We start from the raw sequence: 16464 nt of genomic DNA on the forward strand, positions 1-16464 counted from the left end.
TATTTAGAGCCAAAAAGCGCAGCAATTACATGGGCTTGCAGCAGGTTTCGGGCTCGCGCCGCGTGGCCCGGTTGCGGGCCCGGAATAAAGTCCAGGCTGAGGCGAAGGCCACGGCCTCGACCCGCGCGATCATCTACACCCGCGTCAGCACCGACGAGCAAGTGACCGGCCACGGGCTGGAGGCGCAAGAGCGCGCGGTGCGCGCCTTCGCCGAGAGCCAGAGTTACGAGGTCGTCGGCATCGTCTCCGATCCCGGCGTCTCCGGCGCGATCCGTCCATCGGACCGCCCAGGCTTCGCGACAATCCTCCAGATGGCGGAGGCGAAGAGCTTCGAGATCCTGCTGGTCGCCAAGATTGATCGCCTGTCGCGTGATGTGCGGCACGCGCTGATGACGGTTTCCGACCTCGCCGAGTTGCACGGCGTCGCGTTCCGGTCCGTCACCGAGGCCGTGATCGACACGTCCAACTCGATCGGGCGGATGTTCTTCACCTTCTTTGCCGGCATGGCGGAGCAGGAGCGCTACCTGATCCGCGATCGCACCGCGGGCGGCCGCACCACGAAGGCTCGCAAGGGCGGCTTCGCTGGCGGCCAAGCGCCGTACGGCTATGAGCGCGATCTGGAAGGCGGCCTTCGGATCGTCCCGGCCCAGGCGAAGATCGTCCGACGCATCTTTGAGGCCCGGAAGCGCAAGACGACGCTGAAGGCGATCGCCGAGGCCCTCAACGCTGACGGCATCCCTGCGCCGAAAAGCGGGCGCTGGTCCATCTCGACGGTCGCCTACGTGACCGACAACATGAAGTACCGCGGCGCCATCGAGTACCTGTTCCGCTGGAACGGGCAGGAAACCCACGTGCTCGCCGATGGCGACCATGAAGCCATCGTGAAGTGAGATCATGGCCCAAGAGATCGACCGCCAGCTGGACCGCCTCGAGGTCCGGCACGGCGACATCCTGGTGCTGCGCACCCGCCAGAAGCTGCAGCCGGAGACGGCCGCGAAGTGGCAGGACGAACTCATCGGCCTGTGCCGCGACGCCGGCGTGACGGACGTCACCATCCTGGTGCTCGACAACGCAACCGAGCTGACGGTCGAGCGGCCGCAGACGCGCCTGGTGCAGCAGCACCGGGACGTGCCGCAGCCGATGCAGGCCTGCTGACCATGGCCGCCCAGACGCTGACGATCCTCGATCCCGTCTCGGGCCAGGTGAAGATCATCACCGTTGGGCGCTGAGGTGCTGAAGCTCGATGCCAGCGAATTCGGCCTGAAGGCGGAGGCCGTCGGCCGAGCCGCCAAGCAGGTCCCCTTCGTCGCCGCCTTCGCGCTGACCAACGCGATGAAGGACGCGCGCGAGGCCGAGCGCGAGACCATGCGGTCTGTGTTCGACCAACCGTCGAGGTTCACGCTCAACAGCCTGATGGTCCGGCCGGCCACGAAGCAGCGGCTCTCCGCCGAGCTCGGGTTCAAGGAAGGCAACGGCTCGATCCCGGCCTGGAAGTATCTCGGCCCTCAGGTCGCCGGCGGCTCGCGCCGCCACAAGCGGTTCGAGGTCCTGCTGATCCGCAAGGGCCTCATGCTCGCCGGCGAGTTCGCGGTGCCGAGCACGCGCTGCCCGAAGGACGGCAATGGCAACGTGTCGGGCGCGTTCATCACCCGCATGCTCTCTGCGCTTGGCGCCCGGTCCGACCGCTACCAGAACACGACGGCGCGCTCGAAGCGCCGCAACGCCGGGCGAAACGTCGAGTACATCGTTTTCCGGAACCACGGAAAGGCGCCCGACGGGATCTACCTGCAGAAGGACAAATTTGCGGTACCCATGTTCCTGTTCGTGAAGGGCGTGAGCTATAAGAAGCGCTTCCCCTATTATGAAAAGGCGAGCGCCGTAGTGCCGGTCGCTTTCCGGAAGCAGTTCCGGGTGGGCTGGGAGCGCTTCGTCGTCAACGACGTGCGTCGCAAGGGCTGAACACGTAGAGGCTGATGACGCTCAATTGCAGGTCGCTCTGCGCACCGCGGTGCGATCGCCCGTGGCATCCTCTTTGTTCTCGGCCACAGTGGTGCAGCCATCGCCGTAATCGTGCCTCGTGAGTGTCTTGTCCTCATCTGTCGGATGTTGGACCACGATGGGAGCAGGGTCATCCCGTTGGACGGTGATCGATTGCGCTTGAACGCCTGCCACTCCCAAGAGCAATAGCGAGCCAGCAGTAGAAATCAGCGTTTGACGCATTTCCGCACCCTGTAGACACGAATATCTATCCGAACGGAGCTCAGAGTTGGCCGTTCCGGCCCTCGATCCCTGCTTGCAGGGATGGTTACCGGGAGCGGTGCGGGAAAGCCCTTCGGAGGGCGCCCCGTCCCCGGGCAATCCCAGGGTCCTTCCCAGGAGGGGGTGCCAGTGAGGGGAATTCGGACCCCAGTGGTTCACCGTCTCTGAAATTTTGAAAACCAGGGTTGTTGTTGATGTCCGGCGCGATCGACGGTCGGCTGCTCAACCGCACCGAGCTCGCCAAGATCTTCGCCGTCAGCACCAACACCATCTCGACCTGGGTCGAGAAGGGCTGCCCATACGTCGAGCGCGGCAGCAACGGCGTCGAGTACCAGTTCGACTCGGCCGCCGTAATCGACTGGAAGATCCAGCGCGCCGTCGAGAACGTCGCGATGAACGCCGGCGACGACAGCAGCAAATCACGGCGCGAGGACGCCGATTGCCGCCGTGCGGTGGCCAACGCGGTGGTGGCTGAGATCGGCGCGGACGAGGCGCTGAAGTCGGTCGTCTCGCGACACGATGCGCTCGCCGACTTGGCGACGTTCTGCCAGGTCCTGCGCACCGGCCTGTCGAACATGGCGGCCAAGATCGCCGCGCGCGCCACGACGATGGACAGCGCCCCGGAGATCGAGGCGCTGGCCCGCAAAGAAACCAACCGGGCGTTCGCCGCCGCGCGGCTGGAGCTCGGCCGACGCTGGCTCCCGGAGAGCGACGCTAACGATGGGCCTGTCGGAGAGGATCAGCAGCCACCGGAGGGGTGAGTACCCGGCCGGACGCGAAGCCCTGCGCGGATCGATCGACGCGCTGTTCGACGAGGCGCTGGCCTTCAAGGCCGAGATGACCGGCTCGGCCTGGGCCGAGGAGTACGGGCGGATCCCGAAGAGCACGGGTGCCGAGAGTGGCGCGGTGACCCTCTACGGGTATCAGCGCGGCCTCCTCGACACGATGTGCGACCCGACGGTCCCGCTCATGACGGTCCTGAAGGCGGCGCGCGTAGGCTACACCCGCTGCGCCCTGCTCGCACTGGGTTACCACCTCCACCAAGAGCCGACGCTGTGCGCCTTCGCGCAGCCGGTGGCGAAGGACGCGGAGGAGTTCGGGGCTACCGAGATCGCGCCGATGCTGCGCGAGACGCCGGTGCTGGCCGAGATGCTGCGGCCGGTCCGCAAGGGGCACAAGCAGGACAGCAACACCTTCTTCCAGCTCGCGAACGGCGCCATCGTGCGGGTGCCCGGCGCCGCATCCGACGACGCCTTCCGGCGGTACTCGGCCCGGTTCCAGGTAGGCGACGAGTACGATGCGGGCGGCTGGACCCCGGGGGCGGGCAGCCAGGGCGACAAGGCCAAGCTGTTCTGGACGCGTGGCGAAACCTTCTACAACCGCAAGCAGATCTTCGGCTCGACGCCGCTCCTGGAGAGCACGAGCCGGATCTGGAAGCGCTGGCTGGCCTCGGACCAGCGCCGGTACTTCGTGCCCTGCCCGCGCTGCGGCGTGTTTCAGTACCTCGACTGGGGCGGCAAAGACCTGCCCCACGGGTTGAAGTGGGACTTAGGGCCCGACGGGTCACTCAAGGACGTCTGGTACCAGGGTACCTGCGGCCACACGATCGACGAGGGCCGCAAAGCCTGGATGGACGAGAACGGCATCTGGCGCCCGACCGCGGTGCCGAAGACGCCTCACGCCGGCTTCCACCTCTGGACCGGCATGTCGCTCAACGCGAACGCCGCTTGGCCGGTAATCGTGCAGGAGTGGCTGGAGGCGTGCGACGACCCCGCCGGCAAGGTCCAGACGTTCAACAACAACGTGCTCGGCCGGGTCCACCGGCAGAGCTACGGCCAGGAGATCCGGCCGGACACTTTCCTGGAGCGCCGTGAGGCCTACGGAGCCGAGCTTCCGGACTGGGTCCGCACGCTGACGCTGGGCGGCGACGTCCAGTCCGGCGCCAACGCGCGCCTCGAAGGTGCGGTCTGGGGCTGGGGTCCCGGGCTCGAATGCGCGCTCATCGGCCACTTCGTGCTGCCGGGCGACCCGGCCAAGCCCGAGGTCTGGCAGAACCTCGATCGGCTGCTGCTGCGCGGGTTCACCCGCAGCGACGGCGTTGCGCTTCGGATCAGCGCGGCCGCCATCGACTCCGGCGGCCACCACACGTCCGAGGTCTACGCGTTCTGCAACGAGCGCCGCCGCCGCAAGGTCTGGGCGATCAAGGGCAAGTCTGAGGCCCGGGGCGCCCGCACGCGGGTCTGGCCGCGGCTGCCGACGACGAAGCTCGGCGCGAACCTGTACATGATCGGCGGCAACGCCGCCCGCGACTTCGCCTACGGCTCGCTGGCGCTGGTCGAGCCCGGCCCGCGCTACGTGCACTTCCCGCTCGTGCCGGCCTCCGGCTCGCGCCCGATCGACGCCGAGTACTTCGAGCAGCTCACCCGCGAGAAGCCGCTGGTGAACGTGCGCCAGGGGTACAGCGAGTGGGAGAAGCCCAAAGCCGCCCACGAGGCCGGCGTGTGCTTCGTCTATGCCTACGTCGCGATGTGCGGCCTGCAGGCTTCCAGCGGGCGCTACGTCGCGCTGGGGCGGATGCCGGAGCGGGACGAGGCCGACGACGCCACGACTGCGCCCGGAGCGACCGCCCCGGAGGACGGCGACGCCGCGCCGGGTTCGGACGAGCAGGGCTCGGAGCTCGCCGCGGCCGCCTCGGTCCCGGCGCTGCTGCCGCCACCAACGCCGCCGCCCGCGCCGCCGCCACCGTCCGCGCCCGTCTACGCCCGCCCACAGCACTCGGGCTTCATCAACCATGGCCGGCCCGGTGGCTGGATGAGCCGGAGAGAATGATGGCCTTCACCCTGGCGCAGCTCGACGCGATCGAGGCCGGCATCGCCGCCGGCGTCACGTCGGTCTCCTACGAGGGCAAGACGGCCACCTACCGCTCGCTCGACGAGATGCTGCGCGTCCGGTCCATCATCCGGCGCGCGCTAGGCCTCGACCCGCAGAAGTCCGCGACCATCCTGGTGGCGCACGACCGCGGCTTCCCGGGCGGGATCTCGGCCGACGGCTGCCTCCGCTCGGGCTGGTAGCGGATCGCCCCGATGAACGTCCTCGACCGCGCGATCGGCTGGGTGGCGCCGCGCGCGGCGCTGTCCCGCGCCCGCGCCCGCCACGCGCTGCGCATCTACGAGGGTGCCAGCGCCGGCCGGCGCGCGTCCTCGTTCAAGGCGCTGAACACCTCGGCCAACGCCGAGATCCAGAGGGCGCTGCGCCCGCTGCGCTCGCGCGCCCGGGATCTTGCGCGCAACACGCCCTACGCGGCGCGCATGCTCGACATCATCACCTCGCACGTGGTGGGCACCGGCATCACGCCGATCCCGGACACCGGCTCGGACGTCCTCGACCGCCGCCTGGATGACCTCTGGGGCGACTGGGAGGGGCAGGCGGACGTCACCGGCCGCATGGGCTTCTACGCCATGCAGGCGCTGTCCGTGCGCGGCATGGTCGAGTCCGGCGAGAGCGTGATCCGCTTCATCGACCGGCCGTTCGACGATCCGCGGCGCGTGCCGCTTCAGCTGCAGCTGCTCGAGTCCGACTTCATCGACCAGTGGCGCGACGGGATCTACGGCAACGACGGGCAGGCTGGCGCGGAGGGCCTGGAGCACACCCGGCTCGGCGTCGGCCTCGGCGAGTACGATCGCCGCGTCGGCCTGTGGCTCACCCCCAACCACCCCGGCGAGATCAACACGGCCAACCTCCGGCCGGGCGTGTCGGCCTTCGTGGCGCAGGACGAGCTGATCCACCTGTTCAAGGAGCTGCGGCCCGGGCAGGTGCGCGGCGTCTCGTGGTTTGCGCCGATCCTGATGACCTCGCGCGAGCTCGCCGACTTCCTGGACGCGGTCAACGTCAAGGCGCGGGTCGAGGCCTGCTTCTCCGGCTTCGTCACCAACAACGACGACGCGGGCGTCGACGTGTTCGACCAGGCCAACCCGGGGCTCGCGGGGCGCGATGGGGCGAACCCGGACGCGCAGCTGACCTCGCTCGAACCGGGCATGCTCAAGGAGCTGCGCTCGGGCCAGGACATCAAGTTCGCCGCCCCCACCGGCACGACGCAGGTCGAGCCGATCCTCCTCTTCAACCTGCAGGCCATGGCCGCGGGCGTGGGCTGCACCTACGACCAGATCTCGGGCGACCTGCGCGGCGCCAACTTCTCCAGCCTGCGCGCGGGCAAGGTCGAGTTCCGGCGCCTGACCGAGCAGTTGCAGAACCACGTCGTGATCCCGCAGGTCTGCAACCGGACCTGGGACCGCTTCGTGTCCCGCGCGGTGCTAGCGGGCCTCCTGCCGGCGCGCGCCGAGCCCTACCGGGCACAGTGGATGACGCCGGCCTGGGAGCCGATCAACCCGAACGACGACATCGAGGCGGACATCAAGGCGGCGCGCACCGGCCGGATCAGCCCGCAGGAATACGTCGCCAGCTTCGGCAACAACTGGCGGAAGGTCCAGGACATGACGGCCGCCTTCTACAAGCGCGCCGACCGCCTGGGCCTCGCCTACGACATCGACGCGCGCCGCACCGACCAGTCCGGCAAGCTGCAGCCCGTCGACGGTGAGGGCGGCGGTGATGCGACCGGCGGAAAGCCGAAGCCCCCGAAGGACGATTTCGGCGAGCCGATCACGGCGCCCGCCTCCAACTGACGGATCCCCCCATGGCAACGAAGAAGACCGGGCAGCGCGCCGCTGCCGCGGGCGGCTCCGCGCGCCCGATCGACCTCAAGGCGCTCGGCACCCGCGGCCGCCGCTTCCTTGAGGTCGCGCCGGCGAGCTACGACGCCAACGAGCATACGATCGAGCTGATCCTCTCCGAGGGCTCGGACGTCGTGCGCTGGTATGGCACCGAGCGCCTGTCGACCGACGAGGCCGCGGTCTGCGTCGATCGCCTGGCCTCCTCCGGCATCCCGTTCCTCGACAGCCACAACAGCTACGGCCTCGGCTCGGTGCTGGGCCGGATCGTCGACGTGTGGTTCGCCGAAGGGCGCATCCTCGGGCGCGCCAAGTTCGCGGCGACCGAGGCCGGCAAGACCGCCGAGGGCATGGTCGCCCGCGGCGAGATCAAGGGTATCTCGATCGGCTACCGCGTCGACGCCTGGGAGATCACCGACGCCGACGGCACCGTGATCGATCCCGAGAAGCAGATCCTCGACGTCGACGACGGCCTGACCTTCACGGCGACCCGGTGGGAGCTGTTGGAGGCCTCGCTCGTCTCCGTCCCCGCCGATCCCGCCGCGATGGTGCGCGCCCACGAGGGCGCGGCCGATCCGACCGCGGGGCCCGACCTGCGCGCCAGCCCGATGGGCCGCGGCGCGAAGGAGATCACCGTCACCCGGGGCGATGCCTCGATCACCTACCGGTACGGCTCCACCGGGCCGCACGAGCGGGCTTGGCCCGAACCCAGAGAGGACAAGCGTATGGCCAAGCACACCCCCGGCAAGACCGCCCCCGGCAAGAACGCGCCCGGCAAGCGGCAGGTCCGCGCCGAACCGGCCGTGAACGAGGACGGCTACTACGTCGATGCCGACGGCAACTTCGTGGACGCGTCCGGCGCCCCGGTCGACGAGCCGGTGAAGGCCGAGCGCGCCGAGGTCAGCGTCAACGAGGACGGCTACTACGTCGATGCCGAGGGCGAGTTCGTCGACGCCGAGGGCAACCCGGTCGACGAGCCGGTCAAGGCCGAGCGCGCCGAGCCGGACGTGAACGAGGACGGCTACTACGTCGACGCCGAGGGCAACTTCGTCGACGCCGAGGGCGAGCCGAGCGACGAGCCGGTGAAGGCCGAGCGCGACGGCGAGATGGACGGCGACGACACCCGCGCCGCGCCGCGCGGCCGCAGCGCCGCCCGCACTGCGCCGACCAAGGACAAGCGCGCGGTCAAGCCCGCCTTCACCCAGGCGCACGCCGCCAAGCTCGTCGCGATCGCCGAGCAGGCCCGGGGCCAGGGCGTCACCCTCAACGTGGTCGACGCCATCACCCGCGGCCTGAGCGCCGCCGCCTTCCGCAAGATCGCCTTCGACAAGCTCGCCGAGAAGAGCAAGGAGACCGCCGTGAGGGGTTCCCACAAGGGTTCGGACGCCGGCCGCATCCAGTTCGGCCGCGACGAGCGCGAGGGCCGCGCCGACGCCATGACGCTGGCGCTGGTCACCCGCACGCTCGCCTCGCGCGGCTCGGACGGCATCGACTATGCGCCCAAGCGCAAGGCCGACAAGAAGTGGGTCGAGAAGCATTCCGAGCGAGCCGAGCAGTACGCCGGCATGGGCTTCGTGGAGATCGCCGCCGAGTGCGTCGGCCACCGCGGCAACATCCGCACCGCCCGGCAGGCGATCGACATCGTCGAGCGCGCCTTCCAGTCCACCTCGGACTTCCCGGCGATCTTCCAGAACGTGCTCAACAAGAGCCTGCTCGCCCGCTACGAGCTCGCCGAGCCGACCTACAAGCGGATCTCGATCGAGCGGCAGTTCAACGACTTCCGCCCGCACCCGATGATCCGCGCGGGCGAGTTCCCGATGCTGCAGCCGGTGACCCAGACCGGCGAGCTCAAGGCGGGCACGTCGGCCGACAGCGGCGAGAACATCTCGCTCGTGCCCTACGGCGTCGTCTTCCCGATCTCGCGGCAGATGATCGTCAACGACGAGCTCGGCGCGATCGACCAGATCCTCGGGTCGTCCGGCGACGCGGTCCGGCTGTTCGAGAACGTCACCTTCTTCAACATGTTCAACGCGAACCCGGTGCTGGCCCAGGACGGGACCGCGGTCTGGCACGCCAAGCACAACAACCTCGCGGCCGCCGCGGGCGTGATCTCGGTGCCAACCGTCGGCGCGGGCCGCGCGGCGCTGCGCGGGATGAAGTCGCTCTCCGGCTTCCTCCTGAACGTGCCGCCGCGGATCATCCTGACCGGCCCGAACCAGGAGACGTCGGCGGATCAGCTCGTCGCCACCATCTCGCCGCAGCTGACCACCTCGGTGAACCCGTTCTCTGGCAAGCTGCAGTCGGTGTCGGACGCCAACATCACCGACAACAGCTGGTACCTGATGTCCGATCCGGCTCAGGTCCCGTGCTTCGTCCACGGCTTCCTGAACGGCTCGAACGGCCCGCGGGTGAAGACCTACGAGCCCTTCGGCACGCAGGGCGTCCAGATCTCGCTGGAGCACGACTTCGCTTGCGGCGCGATCGACTTCCGCGGCGCCTACAAGAACCCGGGCGCGCTGCCGCAGTAATCGCACCCCCGCCGAACTCGCGGCCGGCCTCGATCTCCGAGCGCCGGCCGGTCCGTTCCCCAAGCCTCCGGAACCCATCCCATGAAGAATTTCCTCCAGAACGGCGACGCGCTCAACGTCGTGGCGCCGGCGGGCGGCGTCCTCAGCGGCCAGCCCCTCGTCGTCGGCAAGATCTTCGGCGTCGCCGGTTCGACCCGCCTCGTCGGCGAGACCTTCGCGCTCTGGCGCAAGGGCGTCTTCAGCTTGCCGAAGACCAACGCCCAGGCCTGGGCGCAGGGCGACAGCCTGTACTGGGATGCCGCCAACAGCGTCGTCACCAACGTGAACTCCGCTTCGCTCCTGCCGGTGGGCTACGCGGCCGACGCCGCCGCCAACCCGTCCTCGATCGGCCCGGTGCTGCTCGGCCAGACCCCGTCCTGAGGCGTCGGCGCCCGGTGATCCTCACCGGGCCCGACCCCGGACGCCCCCGTTTCTCGCTGGAGCCAGCCATGAGCGTTTCGATCAAGGTCCTGCCGACCGCCGATGAGCATGTCGGCCTGGTGCATCCCGTCGATGGCGCGCTCGCGGCCGAGGGCAGCGTCTGGACCTATGACGCCTGGACCGAAGCGCGGCTCCAGGAGCAGGTGATCCGTCGCTTCGAGGCTGGCGTCGACGATGCCGAGGCCGCGGCGCCGGCCGAGGCCAAAGCCGCCGCCAAGCCGAAGCCACAGGCCGCCGCGTGATCGACTTCGCCGCGCTGGCCCTCGGGCCGGGCATCGCCACGTTCGGGCGCCCGGTGACGGTGACGCCGCTAGCCTCCCGGCCGGCGCGGCCGCCGTTCCCAGCTTCGGGCGTCTGGTCGGTGCGCAACGTCGACGTAGCGCTGGGGCCGAACGAAAGCCTGAATACGACCACCATCACGCTGGGCATCCGGTTGGCTGATTGGCCGGTCCCGCCCGTCCCGCAGATGCAGATCCGCGTGCCCGCCGCCGGCTCGTATCCGGATGAGGGCACGCTCTGGATCGATGACGTCGATCCGGATGGACAGGGCGGGGCGACCCTAACCCTTAAGAGGAAGCCGAAGGGGGCCTGATGCCGTCGGAAGCCACGAAGATCCGCGAGGCGATCATCGAGCGCCTGAGCGACCAGGATTGGCTGCCGGTCAATGGCCTGCGCCGTCAGGTGCGTCCGCAGCTTCAGGAAGAAGAGCTCCCCGCCCTCCTGGTCGTCATCGCCGATGAGCTGGAGAGCGCCGAGGACGAGGCCAATCAGGGCCAGCCCCGGTTCATGAACGAGGTCACGATCGGGATCTCGTACTGCGTCGGATATTCCTCGCCGGAGGATCTCGACGAGGCGCTCGACGCAGCCACCAACGGCATACGCAAGCGGCTCCTGCAGGACCCGACCTTCGTGCGCGGGATTGACCCGTCAAAGGCCTTGGATGATCCGGATCGCTATCCGCTGTTCGAGGCGGTGACCAAGGTCCGGCGCGGTCGCCTGTTCCCGCAGGAGGGCGCCTCGTACTTCGCCGAGGGGCGGATCGAGATGACCTTCGTGTTCCGCACCGCCTACGATCCGGACATCGACGACGTGCTGGAGCACGTCGTCATCACCGCCAAGCCCGCCGGCGCCGGCCCGGGCACGCCCGAGATCGGGCTGACGATCGACATCCCCACGACCTGAGCCGGCCCGCGCCGCTCCCCATCCCAGAGGACATCGCCATGGCCGGTGAAACCACGGTCGCCGTCGAGGCGACCGAGGCGCGCTACCGCGCGCTCAAGCACTTCCCGTCGGGGACCGGCTTCGAGGCGGACGGCACCGCCCGGTGGCCGGCCGACCAGTTCACGTTCCGGCTCCGGGACGAGGGCGCGATCCGCCTCCTCGAGGACCTGCACGACAGCGGCGCCCCCGCCGCCTCCGCCTCCGCCGCGCCCGCCGGCGCTCCCGCCGCCACCGCGCATCAGGAGTAAGGCACGATGGGCCTCACCCGCATCCCGGACAACTACAAGATCCCGGGCCCGAACACCCAGTTCGACCCGTCGCAGGCCGGCACGCCGACCTCCCTGAAGTGGGCGCTGCTCGTCGGTCACCCGATCGCCGCCGGCACCGCGACGGCGAACCAGGTCATCGCCTGCGGCACGGGTGCCGACGCCGACGCCCTGTTCGGACCGGGCTCGATGCTCGCGCGCATGTTCAAGACGTTCTTCAAGGGCGTCCGGAGCGTGCCGATCTTCTGCCTGCCCGTCCCCGCGCCCGCCGGCGGCGTCGCCGCCACGGGCTCGATCACGGTCACGGGCGACCCGGCGGTCGCCGGCACCTATCCGCTCTACATCGCCGGTCAGCTCGTCTCGGTCGGCATGGTCTCGGCCGACACCCCCGCGACCGCGGCCACCAAGATCGCCGCGGCGATCAATGCGGTCCCGGACCTGCCGGTCACGGCCGTGGTCGACGGGACCAACCCGGCCAAGGTGAACCTGACCTGCAAGTGGACGGGGCTCACCGGCAACGACGTGACGGTGCTCGACTGCTATCTCGGCCGCTACGGTGGCGAGCAGCTGCCGGCCGGCCTCGCGCTCACCTATCCGACCGGCAACCAGCTTTCGGGCGGCACCGGCACGCCGGACTTCACCTCGGCGATCGCGGGCCTGGGCGACGCGCCCTACAAGTTCGTCGGCCTGCCGGTGAGCGACTCCGGCTCCTACAACGTGTGGGACGCCGAGTACGGCTTCACCGACTCGGGACGCTGGGGTCCGTATCGCCAGAGCTACGGCCAGATCTTCTCGGCCAAGCGCGACACCTATTCCGGGCACATGATCTGGGGGCCGAGCAACAACTCGGCGCTCATCTCGACCATGCCGTTCGAGCCGCAGAGCCCGAGCCCGTGCTGGGAGTGGGGGGCGGCCTATACGGCGGCGGCCGCGTTCTCGATCAACGCGTACGCGGCCCAGCCGCTGCAGACCCTGCCGCTGGTGGGCGTCCTGCCGGCGCAGAAGGCCTACCGCTGGAACAAGACCCAGCTGAACGCGCTGGCGCAGGTCGGCCTCGCGATCCAGGGCACGGACCTCTACGGCGGCACGACCAACCAGCCGGTGATCCTGCGCGAGCAGACCCAGTACCAGGTCAACAGCTACGGCCAGGCCGACAACGCCTACGAGCTGGTGACCACGCTGGCCACGCTCGACGAGCGCTACACGCGCCTGCGGCAGGCACTGACGAGCAAGTTCCCGCGCTGCTCGCTCGCCGACGATGGGACCAAGTTCGCCGCAGGCCTGCCGATCGTCACGCCATCCTCGATCAAGGCTGAGCTGATCGCCGAGTATCGGGACATGGAGTACGACGGCCTCGTCGAGAACGCGGCCCTCTACATCGCCAACTTGGTCGTGCGGCGCGGCACCGAACCGAACACGATCGAGATCCTCGATCCGCCGGACGTGATCAATCAGCTGCGCCGGATGAACATCCTAGCGCAATTCCGTCTCCAGTACCCGATCAGCGCGTCCAGCAACTGATCAGCCTCGCCCCTGACCGCAACCTGACCCGCCCTTGAGGCGGGTTTTTCTTTGGAGAACCGGCCATGGGCCAGAGGATCGCCGGCATCGCCTACGTCAAGGTGAACGGCAGGCAGTACGGGCTGCGCGGGTCGTTCATCGTCTCGCCGTCGAGCGTGAAGCGCGAGGGCGTGGCCGGCCAAGACAGCGTGCACGGCTACATCGAGACGCCGCGCGTGCCGTTCATCAAGGGCGACCTGTCGACGATGGATGGGCTCACCATCGCGGAGCTCGACGCGATGGTCGACGAGACCGTCACCGCCGCGCTCGCCAACGGCAAGACCTACGTGCTCGCCGGCGCCTGGACCAAGTCGGCCCACGAGATCGACACCGGCGCCGGCAAGGTGGCGGTGAACTGGATGGGCCTCACCTGCGACGAGTTCTGATCATGAGCGAGATCACCACGCCCGCGCGCGATCCGCGCGAGATTTCCTGGCCGCTGGAGTACCCGCTGGCGAAGCCGATCGTCGTCGGCCAGGACACCGTGCAGGTTCTGATCCTGCGCGAGCCGACCGGCGAGGAGGTGCTGAAGTACGGCCTCCTCGAGGGGCTGTCCGCCGACCAGTTCTTCCCGCTGGTGGCGGATCTGTCCGCCACGCCGCCGCCCGTGCTGAAGAAGATCGGCGCGCGCGACATCCTTCAGCTCGGCACGGTGCTGAGCCGTTTTTTCGTGTGGGCGGCCCTGCCGCCGGCACCGTCGACGACTGCCTCCGCCTAGGCCTCGCGTATCACGCCTGGCCGTTCCGCGAGCCGCCGGGCGCCCTAGCGCCAGCGACCGTCGCCCACCTGATGGGCCGCACCCTGGCGCTGATGCCGCGGCGCGCCGCGCGCGAGGACGAGGACGAGGATGGCTGACGACAAGCTCAAGATCGTCGCCACCGTCGAGGATCAGTTCACCGGACCGCTCTCGAAGCTCCAGAAGGGGCTGAAGAGCGTCGGCGATGAGACGGCCAAGCAGGGCGCCGCCTGGAAGAAGGACTGGGAAGGCGTCCGCGGGGAAGTCTCCAAGTTCCAGGGCGTTCTGCGCGGCTTCGACCCGATCCTCTCGGCCGTGGGCGTGGGCAGCCTCGGCGCCGCCATGTCGATCGCCGGCATGGTCGCGGCGGTGAAGAACTTCTCGGGCCAGACCCGCGATCTGAGCCAGATGGGCCGCCAGATCGGGATGACGGTCGATCAGCTGCGCACGCTGGGCTCGCTCGGCGAGAAGTTCGGTGTCTCGGCCGACGCGATGCGCAGCGCCATCGGCCAGTTCGCCACCAACATGGTCGACCTGCGCCAGCGCTGGGGGCAGGTCTACGGCGAGCTCAAGAACATGAACCTCGGCCATCTCGCCGAGGAGCTCGTCAACGCGCCAAGCATGGAAGCCGCCGTCGAGACGGCGATGAAGGCGCTCCAGAATATCCCGGACTCGATGAAGGCGGCGCGGGTCTCGACGCTGATCTTCGGCACGCCGGACATGGCGACGATCTCCCGGAGCATCACGGGCAAGATCAGCGACGCGCTCAAGCAGACGCAGGCCGATATCGGGCACCTCGACAAGGAGACCGAGGAGTCCGCGCGGCGCTTCGAGGAGCACTTCAGCCGGATCGGCCGCGCGGCCGAGAAGCTGAAGCTGAAGGTCCTGGGGCCGGCCTTGAAGGGCATCGTCGACATCATCGACGACGCCGACAAGAACGGGCTTTCCGGCAACGAAGACCAGCAGGCGCTGCGCAATCAGCTCAGCCCGTTCGGCGGCCCCGCGGCGACCCCTCGGGAGAAGCTGGAGGGGCGTCGCGCACAGGTCCAGAGCCAGCTCGATCTCCTGGAGCGCGGTCCGCACGGCGCCGACTACGAGCGCAAGCACGCGCGCATGGTCGAGGAGCTGAAGCGGGTCGCCGACGAGCTGCAGAAGCTTCGCGAGCAGGGCAGCAGCGCGAGCATCAGCCCCTCGGGTTACAGCGATCCCGCATCCGGCGGTGGTTCGCTGATCCAGAAGGCCGCCTGGGGCGGCTTCGGTTCGGCGGGTTACGGGGCTGCGATCCCGGCCTATGGCAGTCCGGGCGGCATCGGCGGCGGTGGCGGGTCAGGTGCTGCAGGTGGTGCCGATCTCGGCGATGGCATCCGCGGCCGCCCGTTCGGCAGTCGTGGGTCTCTCGGCGGATCGCGCGGCGCCGTGGGGGAAGTCCCAGTCGGTGACCGCGGGCTGCTCGACCTGATCGCGCACGCGGAGGGTACGACGCGGCGCGGCTACAACGACAGCTTCGCACACCAACTCGGGGGCGATCTGACGGGGAAGACGCTCGCGGAGATCGAGCAGATCCAGCGTCGCATGCGCGGCTCCTCCGCCATCGGCCGCTACCAGTTCATGCGCGGCACGCTCTTCGGAAACGGCCGTGGCGACCACGGCCTTGTCGGTGAGCTCGGCATCGGCCGCGGCGAGCGGTTCACGCCCGAGCTGCAGGACAGGCTTGGGAACGCCCTCATCGAGCGGCGCTACCGCGAGGCGCAGCGAAACCAGCGCCGGTACGGCGGCGACTTCATGCGCCACTTCCGGACGGCGCTGGCCCGCGAGTGGGCGAGCTTCCCCGGCGATTACGGCCAGCGCGGCCGGAACGGCGGCATGTATCCGGGGCAGAGCGCCAGCATCGGCCGCGATCGGCTCACGCAAGGCGCGCAGCGCTGGCTGGACGAGCGCGAGGGGCGGACCGCCAGGAGCGGACCGCGGGCGCCTGCATCCTCAGCGGGCGACGGCATCCGACAGACGCAACCGTGGACCCGGGCGCCGGCGATCCCGCCAACGGGGAATAGGGCCGACAACGTCTCCCTACGCAGCCGCGACCGCAATGAGCGCGCGTCGATCGACGACTTCCTGATGGAGAACGAGGCTCAGACGCGCCAGCAGCGCCAGGGCGAGACGTTCCAGGACTTCTATAGGCGCAGGGCCACCACAGCCGACGGCTACACGGGCCACTCTTGGGGTCAGCGCGAAGACGAGGTCCAGAGACGTCCGCGCGATGGCTCGGGCGACAGCATGTTCGGCAGCGCCAGGACGATGACCGACGAGCTCAACGGGACGCATCGAGACAATGCGACCCGGCGGGGCCCCGACGGTCTGACCTACGAAGAGTATCTGGACAGAGGGGTTCAGGACCGTAAGCCGCGCGAGAGCGAGTTCACGCCCCAGCGGGAGCTCTCCCTCGACGAGATCAGGAGGTTCCGCGGGCCGAACCGAGGCGTGGGCGATGCCTTGATGAACCGCTTCTACGGGAGCGGAGCACCCGGCGGCGGTTCGTCGGCGCAGATGCCGGGTGGGGCCGGGCCGGGTGGGCGCGGAACGCTGCACATCAAGGTGGACGGGCCACCCGGCACGCAGGTGAAGCCCGACATGAGCGACCTGTTTAAGGACACCACGGTCTCGCGAGGCCGGTCGCAGATGGATCTGTAGCC

17 protein-coding genes are annotated in these 16464 nt (G+C 69.3%); all 17 read left to right on the plus strand.

Translation table 11 applies throughout. The features are described 5' to 3' along the window. The first annotated feature begins 29 nt into the window (after positions 1–29). The 17 genes from ACLBX9_RS27705 to ACLBX9_RS27785 all read left to right on the plus strand — a co-directional run bounded on the left by ACLBX9_RS27705 (position 30) and on the right by ACLBX9_RS27785 (position 16462). The gene (locus tag ACLBX9_RS27705) at positions 30–890 is read left to right on the plus strand and encodes a recombinase family protein (RefSeq protein WP_447721131.1); all 861 of its coding nucleotides are present in this window, start codon (positions 30–32) and stop codon (positions 888–890) included. Between the two features lie 4 nt (positions 891–894). After that, complete coding sequence (locus tag ACLBX9_RS27710) at positions 895–1155, plus strand: hypothetical protein (protein ID WP_447721132.1); 261 nt, start codon at positions 895–897, stop codon at positions 1153–1155. Positions 1156–1218: 63 nt separating this feature from the next. After that, positions 1219–1959, plus strand: a complete 741-nt coding sequence (locus ACLBX9_RS27715) for a hypothetical protein (RefSeq protein WP_447721133.1) — start codon at positions 1219–1221, stop codon at positions 1957–1959. 494 nt (positions 1960–2453) lie between these two features. Beyond that, positions 2454–3020: a terminase small subunit gene (locus ACLBX9_RS27720; protein WP_447721134.1), complete on the plus strand. Its 567-nt coding sequence runs from the start codon at positions 2454–2456 to the stop codon at positions 3018–3020. After that, complete coding sequence (locus ACLBX9_RS27725; protein ID WP_447721135.1) at positions 2980–5088, plus strand: terminase gpA endonuclease subunit; 2109 nt, start codon at positions 2980–2982, stop codon at positions 5086–5088. Before ACLBX9_RS27720 ends, ACLBX9_RS27725 begins: the two co-directional genes overlap by 41 nt. Further along, a complete protein-coding gene (locus ACLBX9_RS27730; protein WP_447721136.1) occupies positions 5085–5330 on the plus strand; it encodes a phage head-tail joining protein in 246 nt (81 codons plus the stop codon). The genes ACLBX9_RS27725 and ACLBX9_RS27730 overlap by 4 nt, the downstream gene beginning before the upstream one ends. A gap of 12 nt (positions 5331–5342) precedes the next feature. Beyond that, positions 5343–6938, plus strand: coding sequence for a phage portal protein (locus ACLBX9_RS27735; RefSeq protein ID WP_447721137.1), 1596 nt, complete (start codon positions 5343–5345; stop codon positions 6936–6938). Positions 6939–6949: 11 nt separating this feature from the next. After that, positions 6950–9511: a phage major capsid protein gene (locus tag ACLBX9_RS27740; protein ID WP_447721138.1), complete on the plus strand. Its 2562-nt coding sequence runs from the start codon at positions 6950–6952 to the stop codon at positions 9509–9511. An 81-nt stretch (positions 9512–9592) separates the two neighbouring features. Further along, positions 9593–9931, plus strand: coding sequence for a DUF2190 family protein (locus tag ACLBX9_RS27745; protein ID WP_447721139.1), 339 nt, complete (start codon positions 9593–9595; stop codon positions 9929–9931). 68 nt (positions 9932–9999) lie between these two features. Then, positions 10000–10233, plus strand: coding sequence for a hypothetical protein (locus ACLBX9_RS27750; protein WP_447721140.1), 234 nt, complete (start codon positions 10000–10002; stop codon positions 10231–10233). Then, positions 10230–10583: a head-tail joining protein gene (locus tag ACLBX9_RS27755; protein WP_447721141.1), complete on the plus strand. Its 354-nt coding sequence runs from the start codon at positions 10230–10232 to the stop codon at positions 10581–10583. Before ACLBX9_RS27750 ends, ACLBX9_RS27755 begins: the two co-directional genes overlap by 4 nt. After that, positions 10583–11173, plus strand: coding sequence for a hypothetical protein (locus ACLBX9_RS27760; protein WP_447721142.1), 591 nt, complete (start codon positions 10583–10585; stop codon positions 11171–11173). The genes ACLBX9_RS27755 and ACLBX9_RS27760 overlap by 1 nt, the downstream gene beginning before the upstream one ends. 38 nt (positions 11174–11211) lie before the next feature. Next, positions 11212–11460, plus strand: a complete 249-nt coding sequence (locus tag ACLBX9_RS27765) for a hypothetical protein (RefSeq protein WP_447721143.1) — start codon at positions 11212–11214, stop codon at positions 11458–11460. Between the two features lie 6 nt (positions 11461–11466). After that, on the plus strand, positions 11467–12999 hold the full coding sequence (locus tag ACLBX9_RS27770; RefSeq protein WP_447721144.1) for a phage tail sheath C-terminal domain-containing protein: 1533 nt from the start codon (positions 11467–11469) through the stop codon (positions 12997–12999). A gap of 65 nt (positions 13000–13064) precedes the next feature. Further along, positions 13065–13424, plus strand: coding sequence for a phage tail tube protein (locus tag ACLBX9_RS27775; protein WP_447721145.1), 360 nt, complete (start codon positions 13065–13067; stop codon positions 13422–13424). Between the two features lie 2 nt (positions 13425–13426). After that, complete coding sequence (locus ACLBX9_RS27780; protein WP_447721146.1) at positions 13427–13756, plus strand: phage tail assembly protein; 330 nt, start codon at positions 13427–13429, stop codon at positions 13754–13756. Positions 13757–13885: 129 nt separating this feature from the next. Next, a complete protein-coding gene (locus tag ACLBX9_RS27785) occupies positions 13886–16462 on the plus strand; it encodes a hypothetical protein (protein ID WP_447721147.1) in 2577 nt (858 codons plus the stop codon). Positions 16463–16464 lie beyond the last annotated feature (2 nt).

This window comes from Methylobacterium sp. A49B, from assembly GCF_053346215.1.

Excerpts from the sequence above, each read along its gene's own strand:
- ACLBX9_RS27705 (WP_447721131.1), top strand. The coding sequence starts at position 30 with ATGGGCTTGCAGCAGGTTTCGGGCTCGCGCCGCGTGGCCCGGTTGCGG.
- ACLBX9_RS27710 (WP_447721132.1), top strand. The coding sequence starts at position 895 with ATGGCCCAAGAGATCGACCGCCAGCTGGACCGCCTCGAGGTCCGGCAC.
- ACLBX9_RS27720 (WP_447721134.1), top strand. The coding sequence starts at position 2,454 with ATGTCCGGCGCGATCGACGGTCGGCTGCTCAACCGCACCGAGCTCGCC.
- ACLBX9_RS27725 (WP_447721135.1), top strand. The coding sequence starts at position 2,980 with ATGGGCCTGTCGGAGAGGATCAGCAGCCACCGGAGGGGTGAGTACCCG.
- ACLBX9_RS27730 (WP_447721136.1), top strand. The coding sequence starts at position 5,085 with ATGATGGCCTTCACCCTGGCGCAGCTCGACGCGATCGAGGCCGGCATC.
- ACLBX9_RS27735 (WP_447721137.1), top strand. The coding sequence starts at position 5,343 with ATGAACGTCCTCGACCGCGCGATCGGCTGGGTGGCGCCGCGCGCGGCG.
- ACLBX9_RS27740 (WP_447721138.1), top strand. The coding sequence starts at position 6,950 with ATGGCAACGAAGAAGACCGGGCAGCGCGCCGCTGCCGCGGGCGGCTCC.
- ACLBX9_RS27745 (WP_447721139.1), top strand. The coding sequence starts at position 9,593 with ATGAAGAATTTCCTCCAGAACGGCGACGCGCTCAACGTCGTGGCGCCG.
- ACLBX9_RS27750 (WP_447721140.1), top strand. The coding sequence starts at position 10,000 with ATGAGCGTTTCGATCAAGGTCCTGCCGACCGCCGATGAGCATGTCGGC.
- ACLBX9_RS27760 (WP_447721142.1), top strand. The coding sequence starts at position 10,583 with ATGCCGTCGGAAGCCACGAAGATCCGCGAGGCGATCATCGAGCGCCTG.
- ACLBX9_RS27765 (WP_447721143.1), top strand. The coding sequence starts at position 11,212 with ATGGCCGGTGAAACCACGGTCGCCGTCGAGGCGACCGAGGCGCGCTAC.
- ACLBX9_RS27770 (WP_447721144.1), top strand. The coding sequence starts at position 11,467 with ATGGGCCTCACCCGCATCCCGGACAACTACAAGATCCCGGGCCCGAAC.
- ACLBX9_RS27775 (WP_447721145.1), top strand. The coding sequence starts at position 13,065 with ATGGGCCAGAGGATCGCCGGCATCGCCTACGTCAAGGTGAACGGCAGG.
- ACLBX9_RS27780 (WP_447721146.1), top strand. The coding sequence starts at position 13,427 with ATGAGCGAGATCACCACGCCCGCGCGCGATCCGCGCGAGATTTCCTGG.
- ACLBX9_RS27785 (WP_447721147.1), top strand. The coding sequence starts at position 13,886 with ATGGCTGACGACAAGCTCAAGATCGTCGCCACCGTCGAGGATCAGTTC.